Annotated in this window: 23 protein-coding genes; 6 read left to right on the forward strand and 17 right to left on the reverse strand. The window is 68.1% G+C overall.

Features of this window, described 5'->3' with window-relative positions; genetic code table 11:
• Positions 1 to 90: 90 nt before the first annotated feature.
• Positions 91 to 1,674 (reverse strand): amidophosphoribosyltransferase, encoded by a 1,584-nt coding sequence (purF, locus tag AB0I19_RS15230; RefSeq protein WP_357148908.1) that lies wholly within the window; start codon positions 1,672 to 1,674, stop codon positions 91 to 93.
• A gap of 252 nt (positions 1,675 to 1,926) precedes the next feature.
• Between purF and AB0I19_RS15235 the strand changes: the two genes are divergently transcribed.
• Positions 1,927 to 3,234, forward strand: coding sequence for an ABC transporter permease (locus tag AB0I19_RS15235; RefSeq protein ID WP_357148911.1), 1,308 nt, complete (start codon positions 1,927 to 1,929; stop codon positions 3,232 to 3,234).
• 71 nt (positions 3,235 to 3,305) lie between these two features.
• On the opposite strand, the gene AB0I19_RS15240 is transcribed toward AB0I19_RS15235, so the two are convergent.
• From AB0I19_RS15240 to AB0I19_RS15250, 3 genes are all read right to left on the reverse strand, one after another.
• Positions 3,306 to 3,704 carry a sterol carrier family protein gene (locus AB0I19_RS15240; protein WP_357148914.1) on the reverse strand — a complete coding sequence of 133 codons (399 nt, stop codon included), beginning with the start codon at positions 3,702 to 3,704 and terminating at the stop codon, positions 3,306 to 3,308.
• Between the two features lie 126 nt (positions 3,705 to 3,830).
• Positions 3,831 to 4,481, reverse strand: coding sequence for a CPBP family intramembrane glutamic endopeptidase (locus AB0I19_RS15245; protein ID WP_357148917.1), 651 nt, complete (start codon positions 4,479 to 4,481; stop codon positions 3,831 to 3,833).
• 113 nt (positions 4,482 to 4,594) lie between these two features.
• On the reverse strand, positions 4,595 to 6,322 hold the full coding sequence (locus tag AB0I19_RS15250) for an alpha/beta-hydrolase family protein (RefSeq protein ID WP_357148920.1): 1,728 nt from the start codon (positions 6,320 to 6,322) through the stop codon (positions 4,595 to 4,597).
• A 133-nt stretch (positions 6,323 to 6,455) separates the two neighbouring features.
• Here AB0I19_RS15250 and AB0I19_RS15255 point away from each other — a divergent pair, with 133 nt between their 5' ends.
• Positions 6,456 to 6,746 (forward strand): YiaA/YiaB family inner membrane protein, encoded by a 291-nt coding sequence (locus AB0I19_RS15255; protein WP_067492324.1) that lies wholly within the window; start codon positions 6,456 to 6,458, stop codon positions 6,744 to 6,746.
• 27 nt (positions 6,747 to 6,773) lie between these two features.
• On the opposite strand, the gene AB0I19_RS15260 is transcribed toward AB0I19_RS15255, so the two are convergent.
• Together AB0I19_RS15260 and purL are read right to left on the reverse strand one after the other, a co-directional pair.
• Complete coding sequence (locus AB0I19_RS15260; protein ID WP_357148923.1) at positions 6,774 to 8,549, reverse strand: alpha/beta-hydrolase family protein; 1,776 nt, start codon at positions 8,547 to 8,549, stop codon at positions 6,774 to 6,776.
• A gap of 17 nt (positions 8,550 to 8,566) precedes the next feature.
• On the reverse strand, positions 8,567 to 10,858 hold the full coding sequence (gene purL, locus AB0I19_RS15265; RefSeq protein WP_357148926.1) for a phosphoribosylformylglycinamidine synthase subunit PurL: 2,292 nt from the start codon (positions 10,856 to 10,858) through the stop codon (positions 8,567 to 8,569).
• Positions 10,859 to 11,017: 159 nt separating this feature from the next.
• Between purL and AB0I19_RS15270 the strand changes: the two genes are divergently transcribed.
• Positions 11,018 to 12,313 (forward strand): glycosyltransferase 87 family protein, encoded by a 1,296-nt coding sequence (locus AB0I19_RS15270; protein ID WP_357148928.1) that lies wholly within the window; start codon positions 11,018 to 11,020, stop codon positions 12,311 to 12,313.
• On the opposite strand, the gene AB0I19_RS15275 is transcribed toward AB0I19_RS15270, so the two are convergent.
• Both AB0I19_RS15275 and AB0I19_RS15280 read right to left on the reverse strand, forming a co-directional pair.
• Positions 12,265 to 13,557: a M18 family aminopeptidase gene (locus AB0I19_RS15275; RefSeq protein WP_067640768.1), complete on the reverse strand. Its 1,293-nt coding sequence runs from the start codon at positions 13,555 to 13,557 to the stop codon at positions 12,265 to 12,267. The genes AB0I19_RS15270 and AB0I19_RS15275 overlap by 49 nt on opposite strands.
• Positions 13,558 to 13,618: 61 nt before the next feature.
• Positions 13,619 to 14,050, reverse strand: a complete 432-nt coding sequence (locus AB0I19_RS15280) for a MarR family transcriptional regulator (protein ID WP_181698713.1) — start codon at positions 14,048 to 14,050, stop codon at positions 13,619 to 13,621.
• Positions 14,051 to 14,110: 60 nt separating this feature from the next.
• On the opposite strand from AB0I19_RS15280, the gene AB0I19_RS15285 reads away from it, so the two are divergent.
• Entirely contained in the window at positions 14,111 to 15,175 is a 1,065-nt protein-coding gene (locus AB0I19_RS15285) for a substrate-binding domain-containing protein (RefSeq protein ID WP_357148932.1), read from the forward strand.
• A gap of 1 nt (position 15,176) precedes the next feature.
• Here AB0I19_RS15285 and purQ read toward each other — a convergent pair whose 3' ends face one another.
• Positions 15,177 to 15,854 carry a phosphoribosylformylglycinamidine synthase subunit PurQ gene (purQ, locus tag AB0I19_RS15290; protein WP_357148935.1) on the reverse strand — a complete coding sequence of 226 codons (678 nt, stop codon included), beginning with the start codon at positions 15,852 to 15,854 and terminating at the stop codon, positions 15,177 to 15,179.
• On the reverse strand, positions 15,851 to 16,087 hold the full coding sequence (purS, locus tag AB0I19_RS15295) for a phosphoribosylformylglycinamidine synthase subunit PurS (protein WP_056818769.1): 237 nt from the start codon (positions 16,085 to 16,087) through the stop codon (positions 15,851 to 15,853). The genes purQ and purS overlap by 4 nt, the downstream gene beginning before the upstream one ends.
• Positions 16,088 to 16,185: 98 nt before the next feature.
• Here purS and AB0I19_RS15300 point away from each other — a divergent pair, with 98 nt between their 5' ends.
• Positions 16,186 to 16,830, forward strand: a complete 645-nt coding sequence (locus AB0I19_RS15300; protein ID WP_067492318.1) for an MBL fold metallo-hydrolase — start codon at positions 16,186 to 16,188, stop codon at positions 16,828 to 16,830.
• Here the strand turns inward: AB0I19_RS15300 and AB0I19_RS15305 are convergent.
• From AB0I19_RS15305 to AB0I19_RS15325, 5 genes are all read right to left on the reverse strand, one after another.
• Positions 16,827 to 18,179, reverse strand: a complete 1,353-nt coding sequence (locus AB0I19_RS15305; RefSeq protein ID WP_357148938.1) for a dipeptidase — start codon at positions 18,177 to 18,179, stop codon at positions 16,827 to 16,829. The genes AB0I19_RS15300 and AB0I19_RS15305 overlap by 4 nt on opposite strands.
• Positions 18,180 to 18,187: 8 nt before the next feature.
• On the reverse strand, positions 18,188 to 18,625 hold the full coding sequence (locus AB0I19_RS15310) for a hypothetical protein (RefSeq protein WP_067640759.1): 438 nt from the start codon (positions 18,623 to 18,625) through the stop codon (positions 18,188 to 18,190).
• Complete coding sequence (locus AB0I19_RS15315; RefSeq protein WP_067640757.1) at positions 18,625 to 20,046, reverse strand: APC family permease; 1,422 nt, start codon at positions 20,044 to 20,046, stop codon at positions 18,625 to 18,627. The genes AB0I19_RS15310 and AB0I19_RS15315 overlap by 1 nt, the downstream gene beginning before the upstream one ends.
• 198 nt (positions 20,047 to 20,244) lie before the next feature.
• Positions 20,245 to 20,946 carry a DUF2334 domain-containing protein gene (locus AB0I19_RS15320; protein WP_067640755.1) on the reverse strand — a complete coding sequence of 234 codons (702 nt, stop codon included), beginning with the start codon at positions 20,944 to 20,946 and terminating at the stop codon, positions 20,245 to 20,247.
• Positions 20,947 to 21,008: 62 nt separating this feature from the next.
• On the reverse strand, positions 21,009 to 23,159 hold the full coding sequence (locus tag AB0I19_RS15325) for a S9 family peptidase (RefSeq protein WP_357148942.1): 2,151 nt from the start codon (positions 23,157 to 23,159) through the stop codon (positions 21,009 to 21,011).
• A gap of 126 nt (positions 23,160 to 23,285) precedes the next feature.
• On the opposite strand from AB0I19_RS15325, the gene AB0I19_RS15330 reads away from it, so the two are divergent.
• Positions 23,286 to 24,317 (forward strand): DUF2330 domain-containing protein, encoded by a 1,032-nt coding sequence (locus AB0I19_RS15330; RefSeq protein WP_357148945.1) that lies wholly within the window; start codon positions 23,286 to 23,288, stop codon positions 24,315 to 24,317.
• Here AB0I19_RS15330 and AB0I19_RS15335 read toward each other — a convergent pair.
• Positions 24,314 to 25,246: an alpha/beta hydrolase family protein gene (locus tag AB0I19_RS15335; protein ID WP_225281303.1), complete on the reverse strand. Its 933-nt coding sequence runs from the start codon at positions 25,244 to 25,246 to the stop codon at positions 24,314 to 24,316. The two genes, AB0I19_RS15330 and AB0I19_RS15335, sit on opposite strands and share 4 nt — an antisense overlap.
• Before the next feature lie 164 nt (positions 25,247 to 25,410).
• Positions 25,411 to 25,833, reverse strand: a complete 423-nt coding sequence (locus AB0I19_RS15340) for an HIT domain-containing protein (RefSeq protein ID WP_357148948.1) — start codon at positions 25,831 to 25,833, stop codon at positions 25,411 to 25,413.
• Positions 25,834 to 25,902: the final 69 nt, after the last annotated feature.

Raw genomic sequence — 25,902 nt, forward strand, 5'->3', positions numbered from 1 at the left:
TACGTAATTCGGATAGGCCGGAAAATTGTAGGTACACAACACAAAAGGGACCGATCAGGTTTATCCTGACCGGTCCCTTGCGCGAAGAGGTTATGGGCGGCTGAGCGCGTCGACGTTCACATTGCCGCTGAGCAGCGCGGCCTCGGACTGGCCCGACAGCATGCCCTCGAGCACGTTCTTGCCGATGGCGGCCTCCTGCGGCAGCTCGATCGGGTACTCGCCGGTGAAGCAGGCGGTGCACAGCCGCGAGGCGGGCTGTTCGGTCGCCGCGATCATGCCCTCGGTGGAGATGTAGCCCAGCGAATCGGCACCGATGGAGCGGCGCACGTTCTCGACCATCGCCTCGTAGCTGTCGTCGGAACCGCCCGCGCCGTTGGCGATGAGCTCCGCGCGCGAGGCGAAGTCGATGCCGTAGAAGCACGGCCACTTCACCGGCGGCGACGCGATGCGCACATGGATCTCGAGCGCACCGGCCTCGCGCAGCATCCGGATCAGGGCGCGCTGGGTGTTGCCGCGCACGATGGAGTCGTCGACGACGATGAGCCGCTTGCCGCGGATCACCTCGCGCAGCGGGTTGAGCTTGAGCCGGATACCGAGCTGACGGATCGTCTGGCTCGGCTGGATGAAGGTGCGGCCCACATAGGCGTTCTTCATCAGACCCTGGCCGTACGGAATGCCGGAGCCCTGGGCGTAGCCGACCGCGGCGGGCGTGCCCGACTCGGGTACCGGGATCACCAGGTCCGCCTCGACCGGGTTCTCCTTGGCCAGCTTGCGGCCGATCTCCACGCGGGTGGAGTGCACCGAACGACCAGCGATGGTCGTGTCGGGGCGCGCCAGGTACACGTATTCGAAGACGCAACCCTTGGGTTCGGGGTTGGCGAAGCGCAGCGAGCGCACACCGTCGGAGTCGATGGCGAGCAGCTCACCCGGTTCGATCTCGCGGACGAAGGCGGCGCCGACGATGTCGAGCGCGGCGGTCTCCGAGGCGACGACCCACCCGCGATCGAGGCGGCCGAGCACCAGCGGGCGCACACCGTGCGGGTCGCGCGCGGCGTAGAGGGTGTGCTCGTCCATGAACGTCAGGCAGAAGGCGCCGCGCAGTTGCGGCAGCAGTTCCATCGCGGCCTGCTCGATGCTCGAGTCCGCCGAGGCGTGCGCGAGCAGCGCGGTGACGATGTCGGAGTCGGAGGTGGCGCCGGTCATCTGCGGGCGGCCGTTCACCACACCCGCACCGATCAGGCCGAGTTCGCGTGCGCGCCCGGCCAATTCGGCGGTGTTCACCAGGTTGCCGTTGTGGCCGAGGGCCAGGCCGGAGCCGACGGCGGTGGTGCGGAAGATGGGCTGGGCGTTCTCCCAGGTGACGCCACCGGTGGTGGAGTAGCGGCAATGGCCCACGGCGATATGGCCGGGCATCGCGCCGAGCGTCTGCTCGTCGAAGACCTGGGACACCAGGCCGAGATCCTTGAAGACCAGGATCTGGGAGCCGTCGGAGACCGCGATACCGGCCGCCTCCTGTCCGCGATGCTGCAGCGCGTACAGGCCGTAGTAGGTGAGTTTGGCCACGTCCTCGTCGGGAGCCCAGACGCCGAAGACGCCACACTCCTCGCGAGGCTCGTTCTCGGGCTCGTCGGAAATGGCGGATGTTGTGTCGATCGTCGGATCGGCGTCGGTCACCGTTTGCTCCCTGTTCGGGCGGGCTGGGGGCACTCGTCAGTCTACGGGTGAATCGCCGGTGCGTACCACGGGTGCTCGCATCCCGGCAGCAATCTCCGCGCGGAACACCCTGATCGGCCGCGTGGAGCTGTTACCGTGCCGGTTGTGACGACGGACGACAGTGCAGACGTTGCAGCCGGTGAATCGCGTTCGAACAGTGAAAACGCCAGGTCGACGTCGAGTGATTCCCGCAAGACGTCCGCCCGTGGAGCGATGTTCGACACATCCACGCGCCCTCGGCGTCACTGGGCCAAGATTGTGTTCGCCCCGACACTGGTGCTCGCTGCGCTCACCGGTCTGCTCGGGGTGATGTACCTGGGTTATGTGGCCGATCCGGAGAAGAATCTGCACGATTTCCCGGTCGCGCTGGTGAACCTCGACGTGGGCGATGTCCTCGATACCGGTGGTCAGCAGCGCCGCGTCGACTTCGGCAAGCAGGTCACCGACGCGCTCGTCGCGAACGTGCCCGCCGACAAGATCGACCTGCGGGTGGTCGGCAAGCCGGAGTCCGAGCAGTTGCTGCGCACCGGCCAGGTGTACGGCGCGATCATCATCCCCGGCGACTTCAGCAAACGCCTGGGAATTCTCGGCGCGGGCTCGATCGTGCCCGGCGAGATGGAAAACCCCATCATCACCTTGCAGACCAATCCGCGCATGGGCGCCTACGGTGACGCCATCGTGCAGCGGATCGGCGAGCAGGCGCTGGCCGAGGTCGACAAGCAGGTCGGGGTGCAGCTGGTCGATCAGGTGCAGGCCACCCTCGCGCAGACGCCGGAGGGCGCGCCCGCACCGCAGATCTCCGGTGCGGCGATGCTGAGCCTCGAGAGTCCCATCGACACCGTCACCCAGGAGTACCGGCCGCTGCCTCCCGGCACCGGCCAGGGCCTGACGGCCTTCTTCTACGCCCTGCTCCTGCTGCTGGCGGGAATGGTCGGGGCGATGGTCATCCACACCATGGTCGACGCCCAGTTCGGTTTCGTGCCAACCGAGTACGGTCCGTGGTTCGTGCACTATCCGACGTCGTCGATCTCCCGGTTCCACACCCTGCTCGTCAAATGGGGCGTGTCGACGGTTGTCGCGGTGGTGGTTTCGGCGGTGTTCCTGCTGGCGGCCAAGCTCGTCGGCATGCCGGTCGACAATCCGCTCGCCCTGTACCTGTACTCGGTGCTGGCCATGGTGGCGGTCGGCTGGACGGCGCTGATGACGCTGGCCGCGCTCGGCACGGCGGGCCTGCTGGTGAATCTGGTGCTGTTCGTCATCCTCGGCCTGCCGTCCTCGGGCGGCACCGTGCCCATCGAGGCGACCCCGACCTACCTGTCCTGGCTGGCCGAATTCGAACCGATGCACCAGGTGTTCCTCGGCGTGCGGTCGATCCTGTACTTCGACGCGAACTACTCGGCCGGGCTCGATCGCGGCATCTGGATGGCACTGCTCGGCATCGCGATCGCCGTCGTCGCGGGCACGATCATCACCCGCTACTACGACTACAAGGGCCTGCACCGCAAGAACCACTCCGACTGACGATGCCTGCGGCGGGGTCACCGCGCAGCACCGGCTCGCCACCGGTCGCGCCGGTCCTGCCACGTCTCGGATCAGCGCGGTGCGGACAAGGGGACGATCGGCAGCCAGCCCGCGATCTCTGCGGCCCTGGTCCCCGAAGCCGAGACCGCCCCCGAAGCCACGGCGTCGTCGAACTCCAGCAGCCCGGTGGCCAGCAACAACCACGTCCGCGCATCGGTCTCCACCACATTCGGCGGATTCCCCCTGGTATGCCGAGGCCCCTCGATGCACTGCACCGCGACGAACGGCGGCACCCGCACCTCCACCGAATGCCCCGGCGCACTCGCCGCCAACGCCCGCGCCGTCCCCTTCACCGCCGCCCCCAACTCCCCCCGCCCGGGCGCCGCCACCCCCGCATCCCCCAACCACTGCGCCACCGCCAACACCGCCGCCCGCACCTGAGCGGGATCGACCACATTCCGACCAGCCATGACACGCAACGCTACCGACCGCCCCCGACAGCAATCGAGAGACCGTATGTCCCGAGTTGCCAGACGCGCTGAGAACTGCGAAACCGCCGCCCGAGCATCGCGGGGCCCGCGACATCGCGGCCGCCCCTAGGGCTGGATGGTCATCGGGCCTGGCAGCCGACCGATGCCTGACCCGGCGGCAAGTCGGGTCTCGACGTAGGCGGCCAGGGTGGGCAACAGGGCGCCGCCCGCGTTGATCGCGAGGTGGAGGAGGGCGGGGGCGGTGGCGCTGTCGGCGCGGCGGCGCAGGGCGCTGAAGATCAGGCCGGCGACGGTGGTGGCGGCGAGGGTGACGGGGAGGGAGTCGCCTGCGGTGCGGGCGGGGTGGATGTGCCAGAGGGCGAAGTCGGCGGCGCCGAGGGCGGGTGGGTAGCCGTGGGTGGTGAGGAGGGGGTCGAGGGTGGCGCGGAAGACGGCTTCCTCGGCGAGGACCGTGCCGACCGGGATGTGGACGGCGATCCATTCGAGGGTGGAGGTTTCGGGGACCAGGACGGCGATTTCGGCGGGGAGTTTGCGTAGCGCCGGAATCGCCAGTACCGCACCATAACCCGCGAGGACAACCGCCGAGCTGCCGAGGCCCCACCGTAAACCGCTGGCGGACAACCAGTTCGGGCGTCCACGGAAAACGCCGGTATAGGTGGCGGCGAACAGCACGTTCGCGACCGACCGGCCGCGCAGCGAGAAGCCGAGGGCGGGCAGGACACTGTTGTTCCAGCACAGCGGCAACCCGAGCGCCACTGCGACTCGGACCGCCCTCGACCGCCGTCCGGCGCGCTCCGATCCCCGCCGGCGCCGGATCGATCCCCGGCCCCCACGAAGTAGGCCCGCACCAACGACGCGCACCCCGGCCCTCACTTCACCTCCCGCTCGAACATCTCCGCGGATTCCACTGCCACCCTGGCCTTCTCGACCACATCCGCGCTCACCGAAAGCCCTGTCACCGCCAACCACCCGTCCAGCACGAGACTCCCGTACCGATGCCCGTGCCCGTCCGATACACCTTGCGCATTGGTCAGGTCGGCCGTGACCTGCCAGAACGTCACGAACGGCGCCCATCGCATCTGCGTCGACACATCGTCGCCACGCGGTTCACGCAACCAGTCCGGCCGGGTGAAGATCAGATCCGCAGACCACCACACGATCGGGTCGGACGGATGCTGCAGGTAGGCGATGCGAGGCTCGCGCCATACCTCTGGCGAGTCGAAATCCGTTGCGTCGTCGGCGAATCGGACGACGAGCCCATCGGCATAGACCGGCGCCACCTCTCTCGACCCCGGATCGCGCCGGGCCACGAACTGCCGCCACAGCCGATTCGAATTGGGCGGCCCGACCCACAGCGCCCCGTCGACCTTCTCCCGCAGGTCGGCCAGCCCGCCGAACGCCTCCTCCGACCCCTGCGACCCGAGACTCTCCCCGTACACGAACAGCTTGGGCCGCAGCTCTTCCGGCTGCGCCGACCACCGCCGGTACACCGCGTCGAACAGCTCACGACTCGCCGCCGCGGCCTTCTCCCGGTCGGACAGAAACGACAGCACGCTGGGTAGATACGAGTACTGGGTGGCCACGATCGACGTGTCACCGCCGTAGAGGTATTCGAGCGAACCGGCCGCCATCCCGTTCACCCACCCGGTCCCGGTGGTCGTCACCACCACCATCGCCGCCCGCTCGAAGGCCTTGGTCCGCTCTAGTTCGGCAACCGCCAGCTCGGCCGCCGTCTGCTCCCCGCGCACCGATTCCAAACCCACATAGGCCCGGATCGGTTCGCGCGCAGGCCTTCCCGTCACCGCGGTGATGTCGGCCGCGTCGGGTCCGTTGGCGACGAACCACCGCCCTTCGAAACCGAGTGTCTCCCAGGGCACGAGCGAAGCCGGGCTCCCGGACTTCTCCGGCGCCACCGGCTGCACCGCGTACTCGGTGGTCCGGTCGTTGCGCACACTGAACGCGGAGTTGGCGACGGCGAAGAACGCCCGCGAGGCCACCCCGTTGAACACCGTCACCGCGAACACCACCAGCACCAATGCCCCGGCCGATGGCGCCAATTCGCGCGGCACCCGCACCCACTGGTTGAGCTGACGGGCAAGCACGAGGATCAGTGCGCGCACCGTCCGGTACACCGCGACCACCGCCACCCCCACAGCCACACTGAGCAGCCCGGTCCGCAGATACGCGGGGGTTGTCGTGCCCTCCATCCCCATCAGTGAAGTGATCTCACGCTGCCAGCGCGCCGACTGCACGAGCATCCCGGCCGCCACGACCGAGCACACCACGAGCACCACGGCCTTGATGCCGTATCGCACCCGGTCAGGTGGCCCGGCCAGCGGAATCCGTGGCCGCACCCACCGCCGCAACCCCCATTCGAGCACGCACCCGAGCCCGTACCCGATGGCCGCGTTGATCCCGCTGATGAGCCCCTGGAACAACCAGTCGCGCGGCACCAGCGACGGCGTCACCGACAGTGCGAAGAACAGGGTGGCGACGACGAGGCCGGGATAGTTCAGATCGACGATGTCCTCGACGCGCCGCACCACCCGCTTGCCGCGCGTACGCAGCGTGACGAGGGTCGACCCGGTCGCAGACACCGATCAAGTATGGCTGGCGGGCGCGCCGGGGGCAGTCGTTGTGAGTGGTGGGTCGGTCACTTTCGGCAACTACCCATCGCCGGTGAGTAGTTTCACGCGCCCGCGCGAATCCCCCGCCGCCCATGCTTGTTCCATGAGCACACCCAATGCCAAGCCGAAGAACACCACGGCCTACATGGCCCAGGCCGCCATCGCCTTCGCCGTCAGCCTGTTCGGCACCGGCGCGGGCATCGCCTACCTGCCGCTGGACGGCTGGCAGCGCGCCTTCCTCGCCATGTCGGGCCTGTTCCTGGTGACGAGCTGCTTCACCCTCGCCAAGGTGGTGCGCGACCAGCAGGAAACCCAGACCGTGATGAGCCGCCTCGACGAGGCACGCATCGAACAGCTGATCGCCGAACACAATCCGTTCAAGTCGGTGTCGTAGCCGGAAGTAGCCGATCGAGGGGTTCGGCTACTTCAGCTGATGCTCGGTGGCGGCGGATTCTTCGAGGAACAGCCGGATCCGCTGCGCCAATTCCGGTGTGTAGTCCGGTGGTCGAGCGATCGCCGCCCAGGCGTCGGGCACCAGGTTGCCGTAGTTGTGGCCGTGCCCGTTCGAGACCGACTGCGCCCGTGGCAGATCCGCCGCCACCTGCCAAAAGGTGACGATCGGATACCACGACATCGCCGGTGACACATCGGGACCACGCTTCTCCGCGAGCCAGTCGGGCCTGCTGAACAGCAGATCGGGCGACCACCACACCACCGGGTCCGAGGCGTGCTGCAGGTAGACGATGCGCGGATCGGTCCACTTGTCCGACGGCCGGGCGAGCTGATCGGCACTGGCGGCGAAGCGCACCGAGAGTCCGTCGGCGAAGATCGGGGTGATCTCGTCGGTCCCCGGATCACGGCGGGCGACGAATTCCGACCACAGCCGGTTGGAGTTGGGCGGGCCGACCCAGAGCACACCGTCGGTGCGGTTGCGGATGTCGGCCAGCCCGGAGAACGCGCCCTCCGACCCCTGCGAACCGAGGCTTTCTCCGTAGACGAGCAGCTTGGGCCGAGCGTTCTCGGGCAGCGTCGACCAGCGTTCGTACACCTTGTCGAACAGCATGCGGCCCATGCTCATCGACTTGTCCCGGTCGGACAGGAACGACAGCGCACTCGGCAGGTACGAGTACTGGGTGGCGACAAGAGCGGTGTCCCCGCCGAACATCAACTCGACCGATTCGGCGCTGGTCGAGTCGACCCAGCCGGTGCCGGTGGTGCTGATCACCACCAGCACCTTGCGTTCGAAGGCCTTGGTTCGTTCGAGTTCGGCCACGGCCAGGTCGGTTTGCGCCTCGAACCCGTCGGCCGATTCCAGCCCCGCGTATACCCGGATGGGTTCGCGGGCCGGTTTGCCGGTGACCTGGCTGATGGCCAGCGCGGTCGGTGCGTTCGAGACGAACCAGCGGCCTTCGGAACCGAGCGTTTCCCACGCCGCCAGCGAGCCGGGGCTGCCGGACCGTTCGGGCAGCGTCGGCTGGATCGCGTGTGCGGAGGTGTGGCTGTTGCGCGCGCTGAACGCCGAATTGGCCACGGTGAAAAAGGCTTTCGCCAGCACGCCGTTGAACAGCAGCACCGCGCCGATCACCACGATCAGCACCCCGAGCGGTCGCGCGAACGACGCGGGCACCCGAATCCACTGATTGAGACCGCGCGCCACCGCACGCACCAACTTGCGCACTGCGCGCGCGATCCAGATCAGCAGCCCGACCACGGCGGCGCCGAGCAGCACCGTGCGCGCGTAGGAGTCCGAAACCGGCGCCATCCCCATCAGATCGGTGATCTCGCGTTGCCAGCGGCCCGATTGGATCGACATCAGCACCGCGAATACCACGCAGGCGACCACGATCAGCGCCTTCACCGCCATCAGCGTCCACCGCGGCCGCCGCGCCCATCGCGCCGCGATCTGCTCCGGCACCGTCACCCGCGGCACCACCCACCGCCGCCAAGCCCAGGCCAGCCCACACCCGAGGCCGTACCCGATCGTGGCATTGATGCCGCTGATCAGACCCTGGAAGAACCAGTCGCGCGGCAGCAGCGACGGTGTGAGCGACCACCCGAACAGCATGGTCGCCACGAGCAACCCGGTGTAGTTCGGGTGGAAGAACCGTTCCACCAGGTGCACCCCGCGCAACAACGGGTTGTCGGCGGGTGCAACGGTGGCGCCGGTGGGGGCCGAGCTCGTCTCCGATGTGGTCAAGCTCGGCTCCTCCTGCTCTAGGTGTGCGCTCCGAACAGCTTAGGCAGCGTGCCCTCGAAAACCTCACGCAATTCCGTGAGCGTCACCGAGAACTGGCCCTGCACCTCGATCGAATCCGAACCCTGGTCGACCACGCCGATGCGCACCCACGGCAGCTGCCGCGCGTCGCACATCTTGGTGAACCGGGTCTCCTCCGAACGCGGCACCGCGACGAGCACGCGTCCGGCCGACTCGGAGAACAGCTGCACGAACGGGTCGCTGCCCTCGGGAAGCACGATGCGGCAACCGGTCTCGCCGGCCAGCGCGGCCTCGACGACGGTCTGCGCGAGACCACCCTCGGACAGGTCGTGGGCCGCCGAGATCATGCCGTCGCGCGAACCGGAGACGAGCACCTCCGACAGCAGCTTCTCCCGCGCCAGGTCGACCTTGGGCGGCACACCGCCGAGGTGCCCGTGCACCACCTGCGACCAGATGGAGCCGTCGAGTTCGTCGTGCGTGTCGCCGAGCAGGATCAGCGATTCGCCCGGCTCGAGGCCGAGGCCGGTCGGGATGCGCCGGTGCACGTCGTCGATCACGCCGAGCACGCCGACCACCGGGGTGGGCAGGATGGCGTCCTTGCCGGTCTGGTTGTAGAAGCTCACGTTGCCGCCGGTGACCGGGATGCCGAGCGCCGCGCAACCGTCCGCGAGGCCGCGCACGGCCTGCTGGAACTGCCACATCACGCCCGGGTCCTCCGGCGAACCGAAGTTCAGGCAGTTGGTGACGGCCTTCGGGGTGGCGCCGGTGGTCGCCACATTGCGGTAGGCCTCGGCCAGCGCGAGCTGGGCGCCGGTGTACGGGTCGAGCTTGGTGTAGCGGCCCGAGGCGTCGGTGGCGAGGGCGATGCCGCGCCCGGACGTCTCGTCGATGCGAACCACACCGGCGTCGGCGTGCTCGGCGAGCACGGTGTTGCCGCGCACGTAGCGGTCGTACTGCTCGGTGATCCACTTGCGGCTGCACAGCTGCGGGCTGGCCAGCATGGTCAGCAGGGTTTCGCGCAGCTCGTCGGCGGTCTTGGGCCGGGGCAGGTTCGCGGTGGTGTCGGCGATCAGCGCGTCCTGGTAGTCCGGGCGCTGCACCGGGCGCTCGTACACCGGGCCCTCGTGGGCGACGGTGCGCGGCGGCACGTCCACCACGGTCTCGCCGTGCCAGCTGATGACGAGGTGGTCGCCGTCGGTGACCTCACCGATGACGGTGGCCAGCACGTCCCACTTCTTGCACACCGCCATGAACGCGTCGACGTTCTCAGGGGTGACCACCGCGCACATGCGTTCCTGCGACTCGCTCGACAGGATCTCGGCGGGGGTCATGTGCTTGGCGCGCAGCGGCACCTTGGTGAGGTCGATGTGCATGCCACCGTCGCCCGCCGCGGCGAGTTCGGAAGTGGCACAGGACAGTCCGGCGCCGCCGAGGTCCTGGATGCCGACCACGAGGCCGGCCTTGTACAGGTCGAGACAGCACTCGATGAGCACCTTCTCGGTAAACGGGTCGCCCACCTGCACGGCGGGCAGCTTCTTGCGGCCGGTGCCGGACTCGTCGCCGGAGAACGAGTCCGAGGCGAGCACGGATACGCCGCCGATGCCGTCGAGGCCGGTGCGCGCACCGAACAGGATGATCTTGTTGCCCGCGCCGGAGGCGAAGGCCAGGTGCAGGTCTTCCACGCGCATCGCGCCGGCGCACAGCGCGTTCACGAGGGGGTTGCCCTGGTAGGAGGCGTCGAACACCGTCTCGCCGCCGACGTTGGGCAGGCCGAGGGAGTTGCCGTAGCCGCCGATGCCGCGCACCACACCGTCGACCACGCGACGGGTGTCGGGGGCGTCGGCCGCGCCGAAGCGCAGCTGGTCCATCACCGCGATCGGGCGTGCGCCCATGGCCATGATGTCGCGCACGATGCCGCCGACGCCGGTGGCCGCGCCCTGGTACGGCTCCACGTACGACGGGTGGTTGTGGCTTTCGACCTTGAAGGTGACGGCCCAGCCGTCGCCGATGTCGACCACACCGGCGTTCTCGCCGATACCGGCCAGCATCGAGGCCTTCATCTCGTCGGTGGTGGTCTCACCGAAGTAGCGCAGGTGCACCTTCGAGGACTTGTAGGAGCAGTGCTCGCTCCACATCACCGAGTACATGGCCAGCTCGGCGTCGGTGGGCCGACGGCCGAGAATCTCCTTGATGCGGGCGTACTCGTCGTCTTTGAGACCGAGTTCCTTGTACGGCTGCGGAGCATCCGGGGTGGCTGCGGCGGTGGCGACGGTGTCGACCTGCAGTGTCACGGGAGACCAGGGTCCTTTCGGCCGGGGGGAACTTGGCTCCGAGTCTATCGGTAGGGCCGTCGCGGCCCGCCGCCTGTACTCCCCGGCCGCCGGTGGTGCGCGGATTCGGTCTGGTCACACTTGCGGTTCGACCCGGTGAGCACCCGTTACGCTGGCGCCGTGAACGAAAGTCCGGGGGTTGCCGAGCAGGTAGAGCCGCCGTTTTCCGCGCGCATCGCGTCGGGCGCGAGGGATCGGGAACAGAACTCGCTGCCGGGTCGGCAACGCGGGCTGCTGGTCGCCGCGATCGCGTTGTTCGTGGTCTCCGGCGTGATCGCCTTCGTCGCGAACTGGTGGACCGGCTTCATCGACCTGCAGGTCTACCGCACCGGTGCCCGCGTCTGGCTCGACGGCGGCGACCTGTACGGGCCGATGCCGCCGGTGCGCGGGCTCGGGCTGCCGTTCACCTATCCCCCGCTGGCCGCGTTGTTCTTCGTCCCGCTCGCCCTGCTGCCGCTGGTCGCGGCCGAGGTGCTCGTGCTCACCACCTCGTTGCTGAGCCTGGCGATCGCGCTGTGGCTCGTACTGATCCGGGTGCGGCCCGAGTTCGACCGGATCACAGTGCTGGCGGTAGTGATCGCCGGTCTCGGCTTGGCACAGTTCCTGGAACCGGTGCGCCAGACGGTCAATTTCGGGCAGATCAATCTGATCCTGATGGCCGCGGTCACCGTCGACATCCTGGTGCGCAAACCGTTCTGGCCCCGCGGAATGCTGATCGGCATCGCCGTGTCGATCAAGCTGATCCCGGCCGGCTACCTGCTGTATTTCCTGCTGCGCCGCGATTGGAAAGCCGCGGCGACGCTGGTGTTTTCGGCCGCCGGTGCCATCGGCGTCGGCTTCCTGCTCTTCCCGAGCGACTCGGTCCAGTACTGGTTCCACACCGTCACCGACACCGGCCGCATCGGCACACCGTATTTCGCCGGGAACCAGTCGATCAAGGGCACCCTGTACCGGCTCGGCATCGACTCCTCGGCGGCCACCGCGCTCTGGATCCTGCTGTCGGCGTTGACGATCACGCTGGCGGCGGTATGGATGTACCGGCTCATCGAGGCGGGCCGCGACGTCGCGGCCCTGCTGGTGAACGCCGCCGCGATCCTGCTCGTCTCGCCGGTGTCGTGGTCGCATCACTGGGTGTGGGTGGCGCCGGCGCTCGTCGTCGCCGTCGACCTGGCGGTGCGCAGGCGTTCGCGCGCGTTCACGACGCTGGTCGCCGTGTTCACGGTGGTGTTCATCATCGGCCCGCAATGGTTGCTGCCGCACAACAGCGATCACGAGCTGGACTGGGCGTGGTGGCAGCAGATCATCGGAAGTACCTACGTGTGGGCCACTTTCGCGGTCCTGGTGTACGCGGTGATCACCTACCGGCCTCAGTCCAGTGGCGTCGGCGTGAGGAAGGCGGCCAGCGCCGAGGCGTAGGCGGGGATGTCGGCGGCGCCCATCAGCTCGCGGCAGGAATGCATGGCCAGCTGCGGTGCGCCCACGTCGACGGTGGATATTCCGGTGCGGGCCGCGGTCATCGGGCCGATGGTCGATCCGCACGGCAGATCGGCGCGGTGCACATACCGCTGCAACGGCACCTCGGCCTGTGCGCACGCCAGCGCGAACGCCCCGGCACCGGCGGCGTCGGTGGCGTAGCGCAGGTTCTGGTTGACCTTGAGCACCGGCCCGCCGCCGACCTCGATCCGGTGCGCGGGTTCGTGCCGGTCGGGATAGTTCGGGTGCGTGGCATGTGCCATGTCACCGGAGGCGACCACCGAACCGGCGAGCGCGGCAAGGTAATCCGCGCGTCCACCGCCACGGGCGAGCACGATCCGCTCGAGCACGGCGGGCAGCAGATCCGATTGGGCGCCGCGATCGGACTGACTGCCCACTTCCTCGTGGTCGAACATCACCAGCACCGCCGTGGCCGCGCCGGGGTCGTCGGCGGCGGCGAGGAACGCCTGCAGTCCGGCGTAGCAGGTGCCCTGATTGTCCAGGCGCGGCGCGCTCACCAGGTCGTGATGGCGGCCGACGATGGTGCTCGGCGCCAGATCGTGGGTCATCAGTTCCCAGCCGAGTACCGAATCACCGTCCACCCCGGCGCGCTCGGCCACGAAATCCAGGAACGAGGCGGGCGAATCACCGATGCCCCAGATGGCGTTCACGTGGCGTTGCGGATCGAGCGTCACCCCGCGCCGGTCCTCGGACAGGTGGATCGCCAGCTGCGGCACCCGCAGAATCGGTTCGTCGACGCGCACCAGCACGTCGCGCATCCGCGCACCGTCGCGCACACTGAGCCGCCCCGAGATCCCCAGTTCCCGGTCGAGCCACGAATTCAGCCAGGCCCCACCGTAGGGCTCGAGCCCGACCAGCTGCCAGCCGGACCCGGCCAGATCCGGATGCTGCTTCACCCGCAGATTGGGGCTGTCGGTATGCGCCCCGACCACGCGAAACGGGTCGGCGGGCGCCGCGTCGTAATCGGCCCAGGCGATCAGCGAACCGCCACGCACCACATAGTGTTTCCCACCCGCGTCGTCCCAGGACCGCGCCTCGGTCAACGGCGTGAAGCCATTGGCATCCAATTCCGCCGCAACCGTTGCGCACACATGGAACGGCGACGGCGAAGCATCGATGAACGCACACAACCCACTGGCCGTGGCCGCAGTCAGAGATACCGGCATAGGGCCGATCCTAGGGGCAATACCGTCGGCTCCGGCGGCCGAACGCCGGGACCGGCACCCGCTACTGGTCGGCGATGACGGCGAGGGCGGCCACGAGGTCGTTGTAGCGTCGGGCTCCCAGCCGCGCCTTCAACTCCTCTTCGGCCAGCTGTTCTTCCCGCCGGATCTTGGCCACGAGCTTGGCGCCGAGGCTGCTCAGCCCGATGAGAATCCGCCGCCGGTCATCGGTCGCCGCGACGCGGAAGATCAGGCCGCGCTCGGCGAGATTGTCGGCGTGCCGGGTGGCCGAGGACGGGGCAAGGCGGGCCTGCGAAGCCAGCTCCGACATGGTCACGCCGTGCTCGGTGGACAGCTGGGTGAGAATCGCCCAGTGGTCGTCGGTGAGGTTGTCGGCCGACAGCGCCGCGTCTAATCGGCGCACCCAATTTCGCTCTGCCGAGCGCAGCGCGCCGTGCAGTGTGGAACAGCCACTTATGATGGACACCGATCGCATTCCCACCTGCCGAGAAATTCATTCGAACAATGCTGCTCGAGCTAGGCGATAGAGTACAGAATGCCCACCTTCGACGAGAGCCGGGATGAGACGATCGAGATTCTCTCGATCGTGCCCACCCAGGGCCCGGGTGGCATCATCGCACCGTCCTGTACAGCGGCGATATCGCTGGCAGTAGACGAAATCAACAGCGGCACAGGGATTCTCGGCCGGGAGATCCGGCTCACGACCATCGACGGCGGCCGCCCACCGAGCGTGGTCGCCACCGAAGTCGAGGCGCTGCTCGCCACCGGAATGGTCGGCGCGATCACCGGCTGGCACACCTCGGCCGTGCGCCGTGCGGTCGCCACCGCCGTCGACAGCCGGGTGCCGTATCTGTACGCCACCGATCACGAGGGCCTGCCCGACGAACGCGCGGGCGTGCTGATGGTCGGCGAACATCCCGATCACCAGACCGTGCCCGCCGCCGCGTGGATGGGCCGGGAGCTGGGAGTGCGCCGCTGGGCGGTGATCGGCAACGACTACGTCTGGCCGCGCCAGACCGCGCACGCGCTGCGTCGCACGCTGCCCTCGCCCGCCGATATCGTGCTGGAACGCTATGTGCCGATGGGCACCACGGATTTCGCGAACTTCCTGGACGAACCCGCCCTGCTGTTCGCCGATGCGGTCCTGATCCTGATGGTCGGCGCCGACACCGCCCGTTTCAACAGGCAGTTCACCGCGGTGGGGCTGTCGGATTTCCTGCCGCGACTCAGCCCCGCGGTGGACGAGAACGTGCTGCTCAGCGCGGGCCCCGGCGCCAACAAGAACCTGTATGTCGCCTCGAGCTTCTTCCTCGACGACAACGACGGCCGCCGCGCTCGCTACCGCCGCCACCAGGGCAAGTTCGCCCCGGTGCTCACGACGTTCGGCAATTCCACCTATGAGGCGGTGCACCTGCTGCGCAGTGTGGCCGACACCGTCGGCACGCTCGACGTGCCGACCGTGCAGGCCCGGCTGGCCGAGGGTCTCGCCGTCGACGGCCCGGCCACCCGGCGCGGTTTCCTCGGCAATCAGGCCGTCGGCCCCACGCACCTGGCGCGGGCCGACGGGGTCGATTTCGCAATCATCGACCGGTTGGACTGATTCAGGCGTTGACGAAGCTGTCGATCACGGAGAAGAACATCCCGAGACCGTCGTCGCTCGGCCCGGTGAGTGCCTCGGTGGCGTGCTCGGGGTGCGGCATCAGACCGACGACCCGGCCGTTGGCCGAGGAGATGCCTGCGATTCCGCGCTGCGAACCGTTCGGGTTCTCACCGGAGTAGCGGAACACCACGCGGCCCTCACCCTCCAGCTCGTCGAGCACCTTCGTCGACGCCTGGAAACGGCCCTCACCCGACTTGAGCGGGATGAGGATCTGCGCGCCCGGCTCGTAACGCGAGGTCCAGGCGGTGTTCGTCGCCTCGACCGTGAGCCATTCGTCCCGGCAGATGAAGTGCAGGCCCTCGTTGCGGGTGAGCGCACCGGGCAGCAGCCCGGCCTCGCACAGCACCTGGAAACCGTTGCAGATGCCGAGCACCGGCAGGCCCTGGCCCGCGGCCCGGATCACTTCGCCCATCACCGGCGCGAACCGGGCGATGGCGCCGCAGCGCAGGTAGTCGCCGTAGGAGAAGCCACCGGGCACGATCACCGCGTCGACATCCTTGATGTCGGCATCGGCGTGCCACAGGCTCACCGCGTCGGCGCCCGCCAGACGCACCGCGCGGGCCGCGTCGACATCGTCGAGCGTGCCCGGGAACGTGATGACCCCGATGCGTGCGCTCATGAGACCCGGACGACCTTCCAGTCCTCGATCACCGTATTGGCCAGCAGCGCCTCGGCGATCTGTTCGAGCTGGGCGTCGGAGACGCTGTCGTCCACCTCGAGCTCGAATCGCTTGCCCTGCCGTACATCCGAGATGCCGGCGAATCCCAGACGTGGGAGCGCGCCGACCACGGCCTGCCCCTGGGGGTCCAGAATCTCGGCCTTCGGCATGACCTCGACCACGACTCGTGCCACGCAATGCTCCTCATGTGGTGTGGGGGTTACCTCAGAAATCCTAGTTGACCCGGCCGTCGTGCCAGCCCTCCGGGGTCTGTGGCGCTTAGCATCGGGTCATGCGCATCGCCCACTTCGGCCATTCCTGCATCCTCGTGGAACTGCACGGCGCGAAAGTGCTGTTCGATCCCGGCACGTTCGCGCACGGTTTCGAGGGCATCACCGGTCTGGACGCGATCGCGGTGACCCACCAGCACCCCGACCACATCGACCCGAACCGGATCGCCGACCTGATCGACGCCAATCCGGGCGCGCGGTTGCTGTCCGACCCGCAGACCGCCCAGCAGCGCAGCGAGGGCTGGGAGCCGGTATCGGCCGGTCAGGTCCTCGACATCGGCGACTTACAGATCACCGGTGGCGGCGGCCGCCACGCGGTGATCCACCCCGAGATCCCGGTGATCGACAACACCGTCTTCCAGCTCGGCACCGCCGCCGACCCCGCCCAGCTGGTGCATCCGGGTGACTCGCTGTGGGTGCCGCCGGTGCCGGTCGGTGTACTCGCCATCCCGGCCGTCGCCCCGTGGATGCGGATCTGGGACACCGTCGACTACCTGCGCGCGGTCAACCCACGCACCGCCCTGCCGATCCATTTCGGCATCATCGATCGCTCCGCGCACGGCATCTACTTCGGCCGACTCGCCGAGATGGCGCCGGCCGGTACCGAGTTCCGGGTGATCGACCCCGAGGATCAGGACCAGTTCTAGCGCCCGTAGGTGCTCAGGAACAACGCTTCGGCCAGCGCCATGTGCTCGATCTCGCTCGGATCGACGCTCTCGTTGGGCGCGTGGATGAGGCATTTGGGTTCCTCGACCCCGATCAGCATGATCTCGGCTTTCGGGTAGGTGTCGGCGAAGACATTGCACAGGGGGATGGAACCGCCCTGGCCTTCCGTCGTGGCCGGTCGGCCGTACGCGGTCGCCATCGCCTCGGACATCGCGTCGCGGGCGGGGCCGTGTTCGGCGGCGACGAACGGTTCGCCGAGCCCCTCCAGTTCGATGTCGAGTCGCGCGTTCCACGGCGTGTGCGCCCGCAGGTGCTTTTCCAGCAGTTCGTAGGCGTGTTGCGGGTCGGTGCCGGGCGGGATGCGCAGGTTGAGCCGCGCCCGCGTGCTCGGCTGGATCGCCGCCGACGAGCCGACCACCGCGGGCACGTCCATGCCGAGCACGGTCAGCGCCGGACGGGCCCACAGCATGTCGGCGACGGTGCCGCCGCCGATCAGGTCCACGCCGTCGAGAACGCCCGCGTCGGCCCGGAAGTCCTTGGGCGGGTATTGCACCCCGGTCCACTGCTGGTCGGCGGTGAGGCCGTCGACGGTGGTGTTGCCGTGCTCGTCGCGCAGGGACGACAGCAGCTGGATCATCGCCGCCAGCGCGTCGGGTGCCGGCCCACCGAACATGCCCGAATGCATCGGCCCGGCGAGGGTCGTCACGGTGACGACGACATTCACCTGCCCGCGCAGGGTCTGGGTGAAGGTCGGCAGGCCGACGGCGAAATTGCCGCAGTCGGCGACCAGGATGGCGTCGGCGGTGAGCAGCTCGGGATTCGCGACGACGAATTTCTCCAGCCCGCCGGTGCCCTGTTCCTCCGAGCCCTCCGACACCAGCTTGATACCCACCGGGAAGTCGGGACCGATCGCACGCAGGGCCGTGAGATGGGTGACGATATTGCCCTTGCAGTCGGCGGCGCCGCGCCCGTACCAGCGGCCGTCCTTCTCCGTGAGCGTCCAGACCGGGGTTTCCCATGCCTCGTCGTCGAGTGGTGGTTGCACGTCGTAGTGGCAGTACAGCAGCACCGTCGGGCTGCCGGGCGGACCCGGCCGGTGCCCGATGACGGCATTGCTGCCGTCGGGTGTCTCGTGCAGGCCGACCGTCAGCCCGAGCTCGGCGAAAGCGTCGGCCACCCACTGCGCGGCCCGCGTGCAGCCTTCGGCCGGGAACTGGCGCGGGTCGGCCACGGACCGGAACGAAACCAGCTGTGCGAGGTCGTTTTTCGCCTCGCCCATGAGTCCGGAAACCTTGGCGCGCAGCGCGTCGACATCGGGAGCCTTCGTCATCGGTGGCCTCACTTCGTCGTGTCGTCGAGATGCAGGGTGTCGAGATGTGCACGGTAGTCGGCCAGGTGCTGCGGGCAATAGACGGCGATCGCCTGGCCGACCGCCTCGGCGGCCTCCTTCGAGCCGATCACCGGGCGCTGGCCGGGCCCGGACGCGCCATTGCTCAGTGCGGCTTGGTATTTCGCCTTGATGTGGGCCGCGTCCGGGTCCTGGCACACCGAGCCCCCGTCGTCACCGAGCGCCGAGGCGATGACATCCGGCTCGGGCGCGGGCAGGCCCGCCGCGAGCAAATTGCTGTGCAGCTGTTGGGCTTTCGCGGTCGCTTCGTTGTTCCGGTGGATCTCGTCGAAGGTGAGCAACCCGATCAAGGCGAAGACGACGAGCAGCACGGCGGCCGTGAGGTATATCCAGATTCTGGTGCGATCGGGGGCATCTGCGGTACTCATCACTCGGCCTCCTGCGGAACGGCGATCTTCCAGCTTTCCCGGCGATTCCGATAGAACAGATAGGGAATGAGCAACCCGACGATGCCCATCCCACCGCCGACGATCGCGAAATACATCAGCGGATTACCGCTACCGAATTGCGAGGGCGGCACGAAACCGATGGCGAACGCCGCCACCGAGGACACCGATCCGAGCAGACACAGCGCGTACAACGCGGGCGCCCGGTAACCACGGGGATGATCCGGGTCGTCGCGGCGCAATTTCGCGGCCGCGGCGAACATCAGCACATACATGATGAGATACACCTGCGTGGTGATCACCGACAGAATCCAATACGCGCTCGACACGTTGGGAATCAATGCGTAGAGCAAGGCGATGGCCGTGGTGAACACTCCTTGGGCGACCAGCATGTTCTGCTGCACACCGTGCTTGTTGAGCCGGGTGAGAACCGGCGGCAGATAACCCTCGCTCCGCCCGATCAGCAGCAACCCCTTGGACGGTCCGGCCAGCCAGGTGAGCATCCCGCCCAGCGCGGCGGCCACCAGGGCGATGCCGACGATCGGGGTGAGGAATCCGATGTGAAAATGGCTGAAGAATCCGTCGAACGCCTGCATCACACCGGCCGTCAGACTCAGGCTGGCCGAGGGCACCACCCAGCTGATCGCCAGGGCGGGCAGGATGAAGATGACCAGCACCAACCCTGCCGCCAATGCCATCGCCTTGGGGAATTCCTTGCCCGGGTTGCGCAGCGACGACACGTGGACCGCGTTCATCTCCATCCCCGCGTAGGACAGGAAGTTGTTCACGATCAGGACCAGGCTCGCCAGGCCGGTCCAGGCAGGCAGCAGATGCGCCGAGTCCATCGGTGCCGCCGAAGGATTGCCCTGGCTGAGGAATACCAGCCCGAGGACGACGAGCAGCGTCCCGGGAATCAGCGTGCCGATGATCAGCCCCATACTGGACAACCCGGCGACCGTCTTGGTGCCGCGCGAGGACACATACACCCCCGCCCAGTAGACGGTGATGATCACGATCGCCACGTACGGGCCGTTCGACGCGAGCGAGGGGTGAATGATGTAGGCGAAAGTACTCGCCACATAAGCCAGCAGGCTCGGATAGTAGAAGATCGTCATGGCGAACTGGCACCACACCGCGAGGAAACCCAGCGGTTTACTCAGGCCGTCGCCCACCCATTTGTAGACACCGCCGTCCCAGCCCGAGGCCAATTCCGCCGCCACCAACGAGGTCGGCATGAGAAAGAGAACCGCGGGAACGATGTAGAGGAAAACACAGGCGAGTCCGTAGACGGCCATTGTCGGTGCGGAACGCAGACTGGCCACCGAACTCGTGGTCATCAGCGCCAATGTCACCCAGGACAGGTATTTCGTCGTGGTCGCGGCTTTCGTCGCGGTGCCCGTCATCAGCGCTGCCTCCTGCTGTGTTCACACAACTAGCGGAAACCCTCGAATAACGCTCGAGGATCGTAACCGTGCGGCAGCCGACCGGCGGCTTCGAAACGGGCACGATTACAGCGCGAATATTCGGACAGCGAAGGCAGGGGCAGCCGATAGGCCGCCGCCGCGCGCGGGTGATCGCCGATTCGCGCGCGGCGGGGCCGGTCAGGCGGCCTTGCTAGCCGGGACCGGCTCCCAGCGGTAAACGGTGCTGCGGGCACCGTGGTAGAGGGCGAGGTCGACCGCGTCGAGCACGGCCTGACGCGGGCCGGAGCGCTGCAACTGCGCCCCCGAGATCGCCAGGCGAAGGACGCCGCCGCGCCGGGCCGTGCGGGCCGCGCCCATCACCAGCGCCCGACACCACCAGGGTTCGGCCCGGAACCCCTCGCCGATGCCGTACACCCGGGAACGCTGCGCCACATTGTTCTCCAGGTCGAGCATGGTGGTGAGGCCGAGGGCGAGGCGGAAACCCACGTCGGGGAGGGCGGCGAGCGCACCGGCGGAGGCGTCCCAGCGCGGAGCCGCGAACAGCCGGGTGCGCAACTGCACCTGCTCCATCACCCGGTCGGCCGCTTTGAGCCGCAGCGTCGCCTCGTGCCGGGGCAGCGTGGCGAATTCGGCCCGCCGCGACTTGGTGGCGGCCTGGTCGTAGCCGTGCAGCACGATGGCGTCACCGGCCAGCCGCCGCCCACGCAACCACGATTGCGTCGCCGGGTCGTCGACCAGCCGGTATTTGCCCTTCAGCCGGGGCGCGACCAGCAGCGACAGCCGCACCCCGCGCTGATCCATCAGCTCCGCGAACTCGATCGCGGCATCGCGCGTGGTATCCCGGATTCCCGACACCGAAACGATCAGCTCGCCGTTCATGAGTCAACGATGGCAGCCGGAGGTGACGGCCGCGTGGTTGCGCGATGAACAGTAGCGAGCGTCTATTTGTCGGCCAGGCCCACCGTGTCCAGCACCCAGGCGTACTCGAACGCGACTTCCTTCCACTTCTCGTAGCGGCCGCTCACCCCGCCGTGGCCTGCGCTCATCTCCGTTTTCAGCAGCACTTCGCTGTCACCGGTCTTGGTGGCGCGCAGCTTGGCGACCCACTTGGCCGGTTCCACGTACAGCACGCGGGTGTCGTTGAGGCTGGTTATCGCCAGGATCGGCGGATAGTCCTTGGCCTCGACGTTCTCGTACGGCGAGTACGACTTCATGTACTCGTAGACGTCCTTGTCGGCCAACGGGTTACCCCACTCGTCCCACTCGATCACCGTCAGCGGCAGCGACGGGTCGAGGATCGAGGTGAGCGGGTCGACAAACGGGACATTGGCCAGGATGCCCGCGAACAGCTCCGGCGCCAGGTTGGCCACCGCGCCCATCAGCAGACCGCCCGCGCTGCCGCCGTCGGCGACGAGCCGGTCGGGTGCGGTGGTGCCCGCGTCGACGAGATGGCTTGCGACGGAGACGAAGTCGGTGAAGGTGTTCATCTTCGACAGGGTCTTGCCGTGCTCGTACCAGAGTCGGCCCATCTCGCCGCCGCCGCGCACGTGCGCCACCGCGAACACCATGCCGCGATCGAGCAGCGACAGCCGCGACACCGAGAACGACGGATCGATGCTCGCCTCGTAGGAGCCGTACCCGTAGAGCAGCATCGGCTTGGGGCCCGGCGGCAGATCGCGCCGCTGGATCAGCGAGATCGGGATGCGGGTGCCGTCGGAGGCCACTGCCCAATCACGGTGTTGCTCATAGTCTTCGGCGTTGTAGCCGCCGAGTACCGGCTGCTCCTTGCGCAGCAGCAGTTCCCCGGTGGCGGGCACGTAGTCGAACACCTGCATCGGGGTGATGAACGAGGTGACGCCGACCCGCAGCGTCGGCTGTTCCCACTCCGGGCTGGATCCCATACCGGCGGAGAACAATTCGAGCCCGAACTCGAGTTCGGTCAGCTCGCCGTAGCCCGCCGGGGTGAGCGGCCACACCGCGAGGCGGGGCAGGGCGCCGCGACGGTAGCCGAGCACCAGGTGGTCGGCGAAGGCGTCGATGTCCTCGAGCCGCACGTCCTCGCGGTGCCCGATCAGGATCGTCATGTCCGACGGGTCGGTGGCAGGTGCTTGCGCGAGGACGAAGTTCTCCGCCTTCACGCCGTCGACCACGTCGTTGTGCAGGATCAGGAAACGGTCCTCACCCGCGATCACCGCGTGCTCGGCCGAGTACTCCACGCCCTCGCGCCGGGGCAGCAGCACCCGGAACTCGCCCTCGGGGTTGTCCGACTCCAGCACCCAGCCCTCGGTGGTGATCTTGGAACCGAGCCAGATCATCAGGTACTTCTCGGAGCGGGTGGCGCCGACGCTCACCCAGTAGCGCTCGTCCGGCTCGTGGAAGACCTTCACGTCGTCGGTGGACGCGGTGCCGACGCGGTGCCGCCACACGGTGTCGGGGCGCCAGGATTCGTCGACGGTCTGATAGAAGATGTGCGTCCCGTCCAGCGACCAGGTGGCCCCCGGTGCGGCGCCGACGACCTCGTCGGGCAGCAGTTCGCCGGTGCGCAGGTCCTTGATGCGCAGGGTGTAGCGCTCGTCGCCGGTGCTGTCGACGGAGTAGGCGAGCAGGTTGCCGTCGTGGCTCAGCGAGAACGCGCCGAGGGCGAAGAAGTCGAGCCCCTCGGCGAGCACATTGCTGTCGAGCAGCACCTGCTCACCCTCGATGGAGGTGTCCACCTCGAGTTGCGGCGGCGTCCAGGCGTCGATGCCCTCGGCTTGGGCGTCGATCGGACAGCGGCAGTGCACGCCGTACTGCTTGCCCTCGAAGCTGCGCGAGTAGTACCAGTACTCCCCCAGCCGGGTCGGCACCGACAGGTCCGTTTCCTGGGTCCGCGCCTTGATCTCGTCGAAGATCTTGTCCCGCAGGGGCTGCAGCTGATCGGTGCGCGCCGCGGTGTAGGCGTTCTCCTCCTCCAGGTACGCGATGACCTCGGGATCTTCCTTGTCCCGCAGCCACTCGTACTCGTCGACGAACGTGTCGCCGTGGTGCACCCGTTCGACGGGCACCTTCTTCGCGATCGGCGCCGACACCACCGTCTGATTCTCGCCAGCCATGGGTCCACCGTAGTCGCCGCCCTCGACCCCGGCCCGCCAACTCGGCCGTCACCCGGATCCGCCCCGCTCATCGGGGTGAGTATTTCTGCGGATGGCGGCTCGGGGCGGAATCCGTAACCTGCTCGCATGGGGATTCGCGGGACGGTTCGTTCGCTTGTTGTCGCCGGTGCGCTGCTGCTGGCTTCCGGTTCGGTTGTCGTCGCGCCCGCGGTGGCGTGTGCGTGCGGCGGGGTGGTGAGCGGCGACGGCTCGGCGCGGGTGGACAGTGAGACCGCCGTGCTCGGCTGGGACGGTCGACGCGAAACCATTCTGATGCGGTTGGGGATGCGGTTCACCGGCGCCGACGCGGCGCTCATCGTGCCGACCCCCACGCCTGCCATGGTGTCGGCCGGTAGTGCAGCGTCGTTCGCCGAGTTGTCGCGGATAACCGCGCCGGAGGTGGTCGTCGACCGCTACTGGTTCGACAGCGACGGGTATGAATCCTCCGCTGGTGCACCGGGTTCCGGGCCGGAAGTGCTCGGCCAGGTGCAACTGGGCCCACTCGAGGCGACAACGCTACGCGGTGGCGACCTCACCGGCGTGCGGGAGTGGTTGTCCACCAACGGCTATCAGCTGCGGCCCGAAGTGAGCGCCACCCTCGAGCCGTACCTGCGCGAAGGCTGGTCGTTCGTCGCCATGCGGCTCACCAGCCCCGAACCCCTCGACGGCGCCCTCGACCCGGTGCGCCTCACCTTCGATTCCGATCGCCTCGTCTATCCGATGCGCATGTCGGCGGCGGCGACCACTCCCCAATCGGTGCACCTCTACGTCTTCGGCGACCACCGCCTCACCCGCACCGACGCCGACACCGAATCCCAATTCACCACGACCGAATTCGCGTCTCCCGTGGATGCTCTCACCGATCCCGATCTGATCGCGCTCGCCGCGGGCAAGACCTATCTGACCGAACTGTCGGTTTCCATCCCCCGCCCCGCCGCCATCACCACCGACTTCACTTTCGCCCCGGCCGACACCGACGCCACCGTGCGCGACCGCATAGTCAAGAAGGAGTACGTCGAAATCCTCGGCTTCCCCGCCGGTTACGTCCTTGTCGCCGTGGCGCTTTCGATCCTGGCGGTGGCGGGCGGCGCATTGCTGCGCCGCCGCTCGACCCGCTAGGCCCCGAGAGCCGGCCCGATGGTGGGCCAGGAGTGGTGCAGGGCGTCCTGCCAGTAGCCCCACGAGTGGGTGCCGACGGGGTGGTAGTCGATGTCGGCCCCGATGCCCGCAGCGGCCAGGCGCTGGCCGAAGGAGGCCATGCAACCGTTGACGCCGACCTCGATGGGACCGCCGAGAACGATGTTCTCCGGCAGCTGAGGCTTGAGCTGGGCCTCGTGGTGGCCGGGGATGCCGGTGCCGGTCGACATGTACAGCGCCTTGCCGCGCAAATTGTCGAGCAGCTGGGCCGGGTCGTGCGCCGCCCATTCGGGGCTACCCGGCGCACCCCACATATTGAGCGGGTTACCACCGCGGTTGGTGATGGAGAACATCATCGCGCCCGCCGCCATGCCCATGTCGGGGCACGCGCTGTAACCGGCGACGGCCCGGTAGAGGCCGGGGTTGCGGGCGGCCAGGATGTAGGCCGCGTTGCCGCCCATCGACAGGCCGCCGATGGCGTTCACGCCGTTGCCGTCGAAGCGGGCGTCGATCAGGCCCGGCAGTTCACGGGTGAGGAACGTTTCCCACTTGTACCGGCCGAAACGCGGGTCGTCGGCGATCCAGTCGGTGTAATAGCTGGCCTGCCCGCCCATCGGCAGCACCACGTTCACGTGCTTGCCACGGAAAAACGCCTCGGCGTCGGTGGCATTGGTCCAGGTGCTCTGGCCGATGCCCGGATCGAGGCCGTCGAGCAGGTAGTACGTACCGCGCGCTCCGCCACCCGCCGGGTGCAGAACCTGCAGCTCGATATTGCGCCCCATCGCGGGCGAGGTGACGGTGATCGCGGTGCGGTTCGGGGTGAGCGCACGCTCCCCGACGATGTCCGCGGCCGCGGCGGGTGCGGGCTGCAGAACGCCCGGACCGATGAACGCGATGGCGAATGCCAGCACTGAAGCAGCAACACCTGAACGACGCACGATCTACCCTCCATAACCGCATGCCAATGACAGTCCAAAGTAACCCACAGATGAACGTCGAGGAAGCATTCGGCGATTTGGGCGTTTCTTCGGCAAACTTTTGGGTATGTATTGCCCGCTTCGTCCGAAATCGCAGGTCAGCGGGTAAGAGCGCCCCGGATCGAGCCGGCGAGATAATCCAGATCGGCGCGCGCGGGCGAGGTCGGTCGTGCGCGCAATCCGAAGCCGTCGCCGGGCGTTCTCGGAATGACGTGCAGGTGCACGTGGAATACCTCTTGACCGGCCGTAACCCCGTCGGCGAGAAAGAAATTCACGCCGTCGGCGGCCACCTCGCTGTCACGGAGAGCCGCCGCGATCCGCTGCCCCACCTGAAACAGCTTGCCGCCCAACACCGGATCGAGTTCGGCGAGACTCGGCGCGGCCACCTTGGGCACCACGAGCACATGACCCGGCGTCACAGGACGAATATCCATGAACGCCAGCACATCACCGTCCTCGTACACCTTGGAAGCGGGCGCCCGACCGGCGACGATGTCGGAGAAGATCGTGTACGGATTCATCCGCGCACGGTATCGAAAACGCACGAGAGCCCGCCACCGCCGCCGCAGGGCGGGCAGTGGCGGGCTCAC

Origin of the sequence: Nocardia sp. NPDC050413 (assembly GCF_040655475.1) — a bacterium.
GTDB lineage: Bacteria > Actinomycetota > Actinomycetes > Mycobacteriales > Mycobacteriaceae > Nocardia > Nocardia coubleae.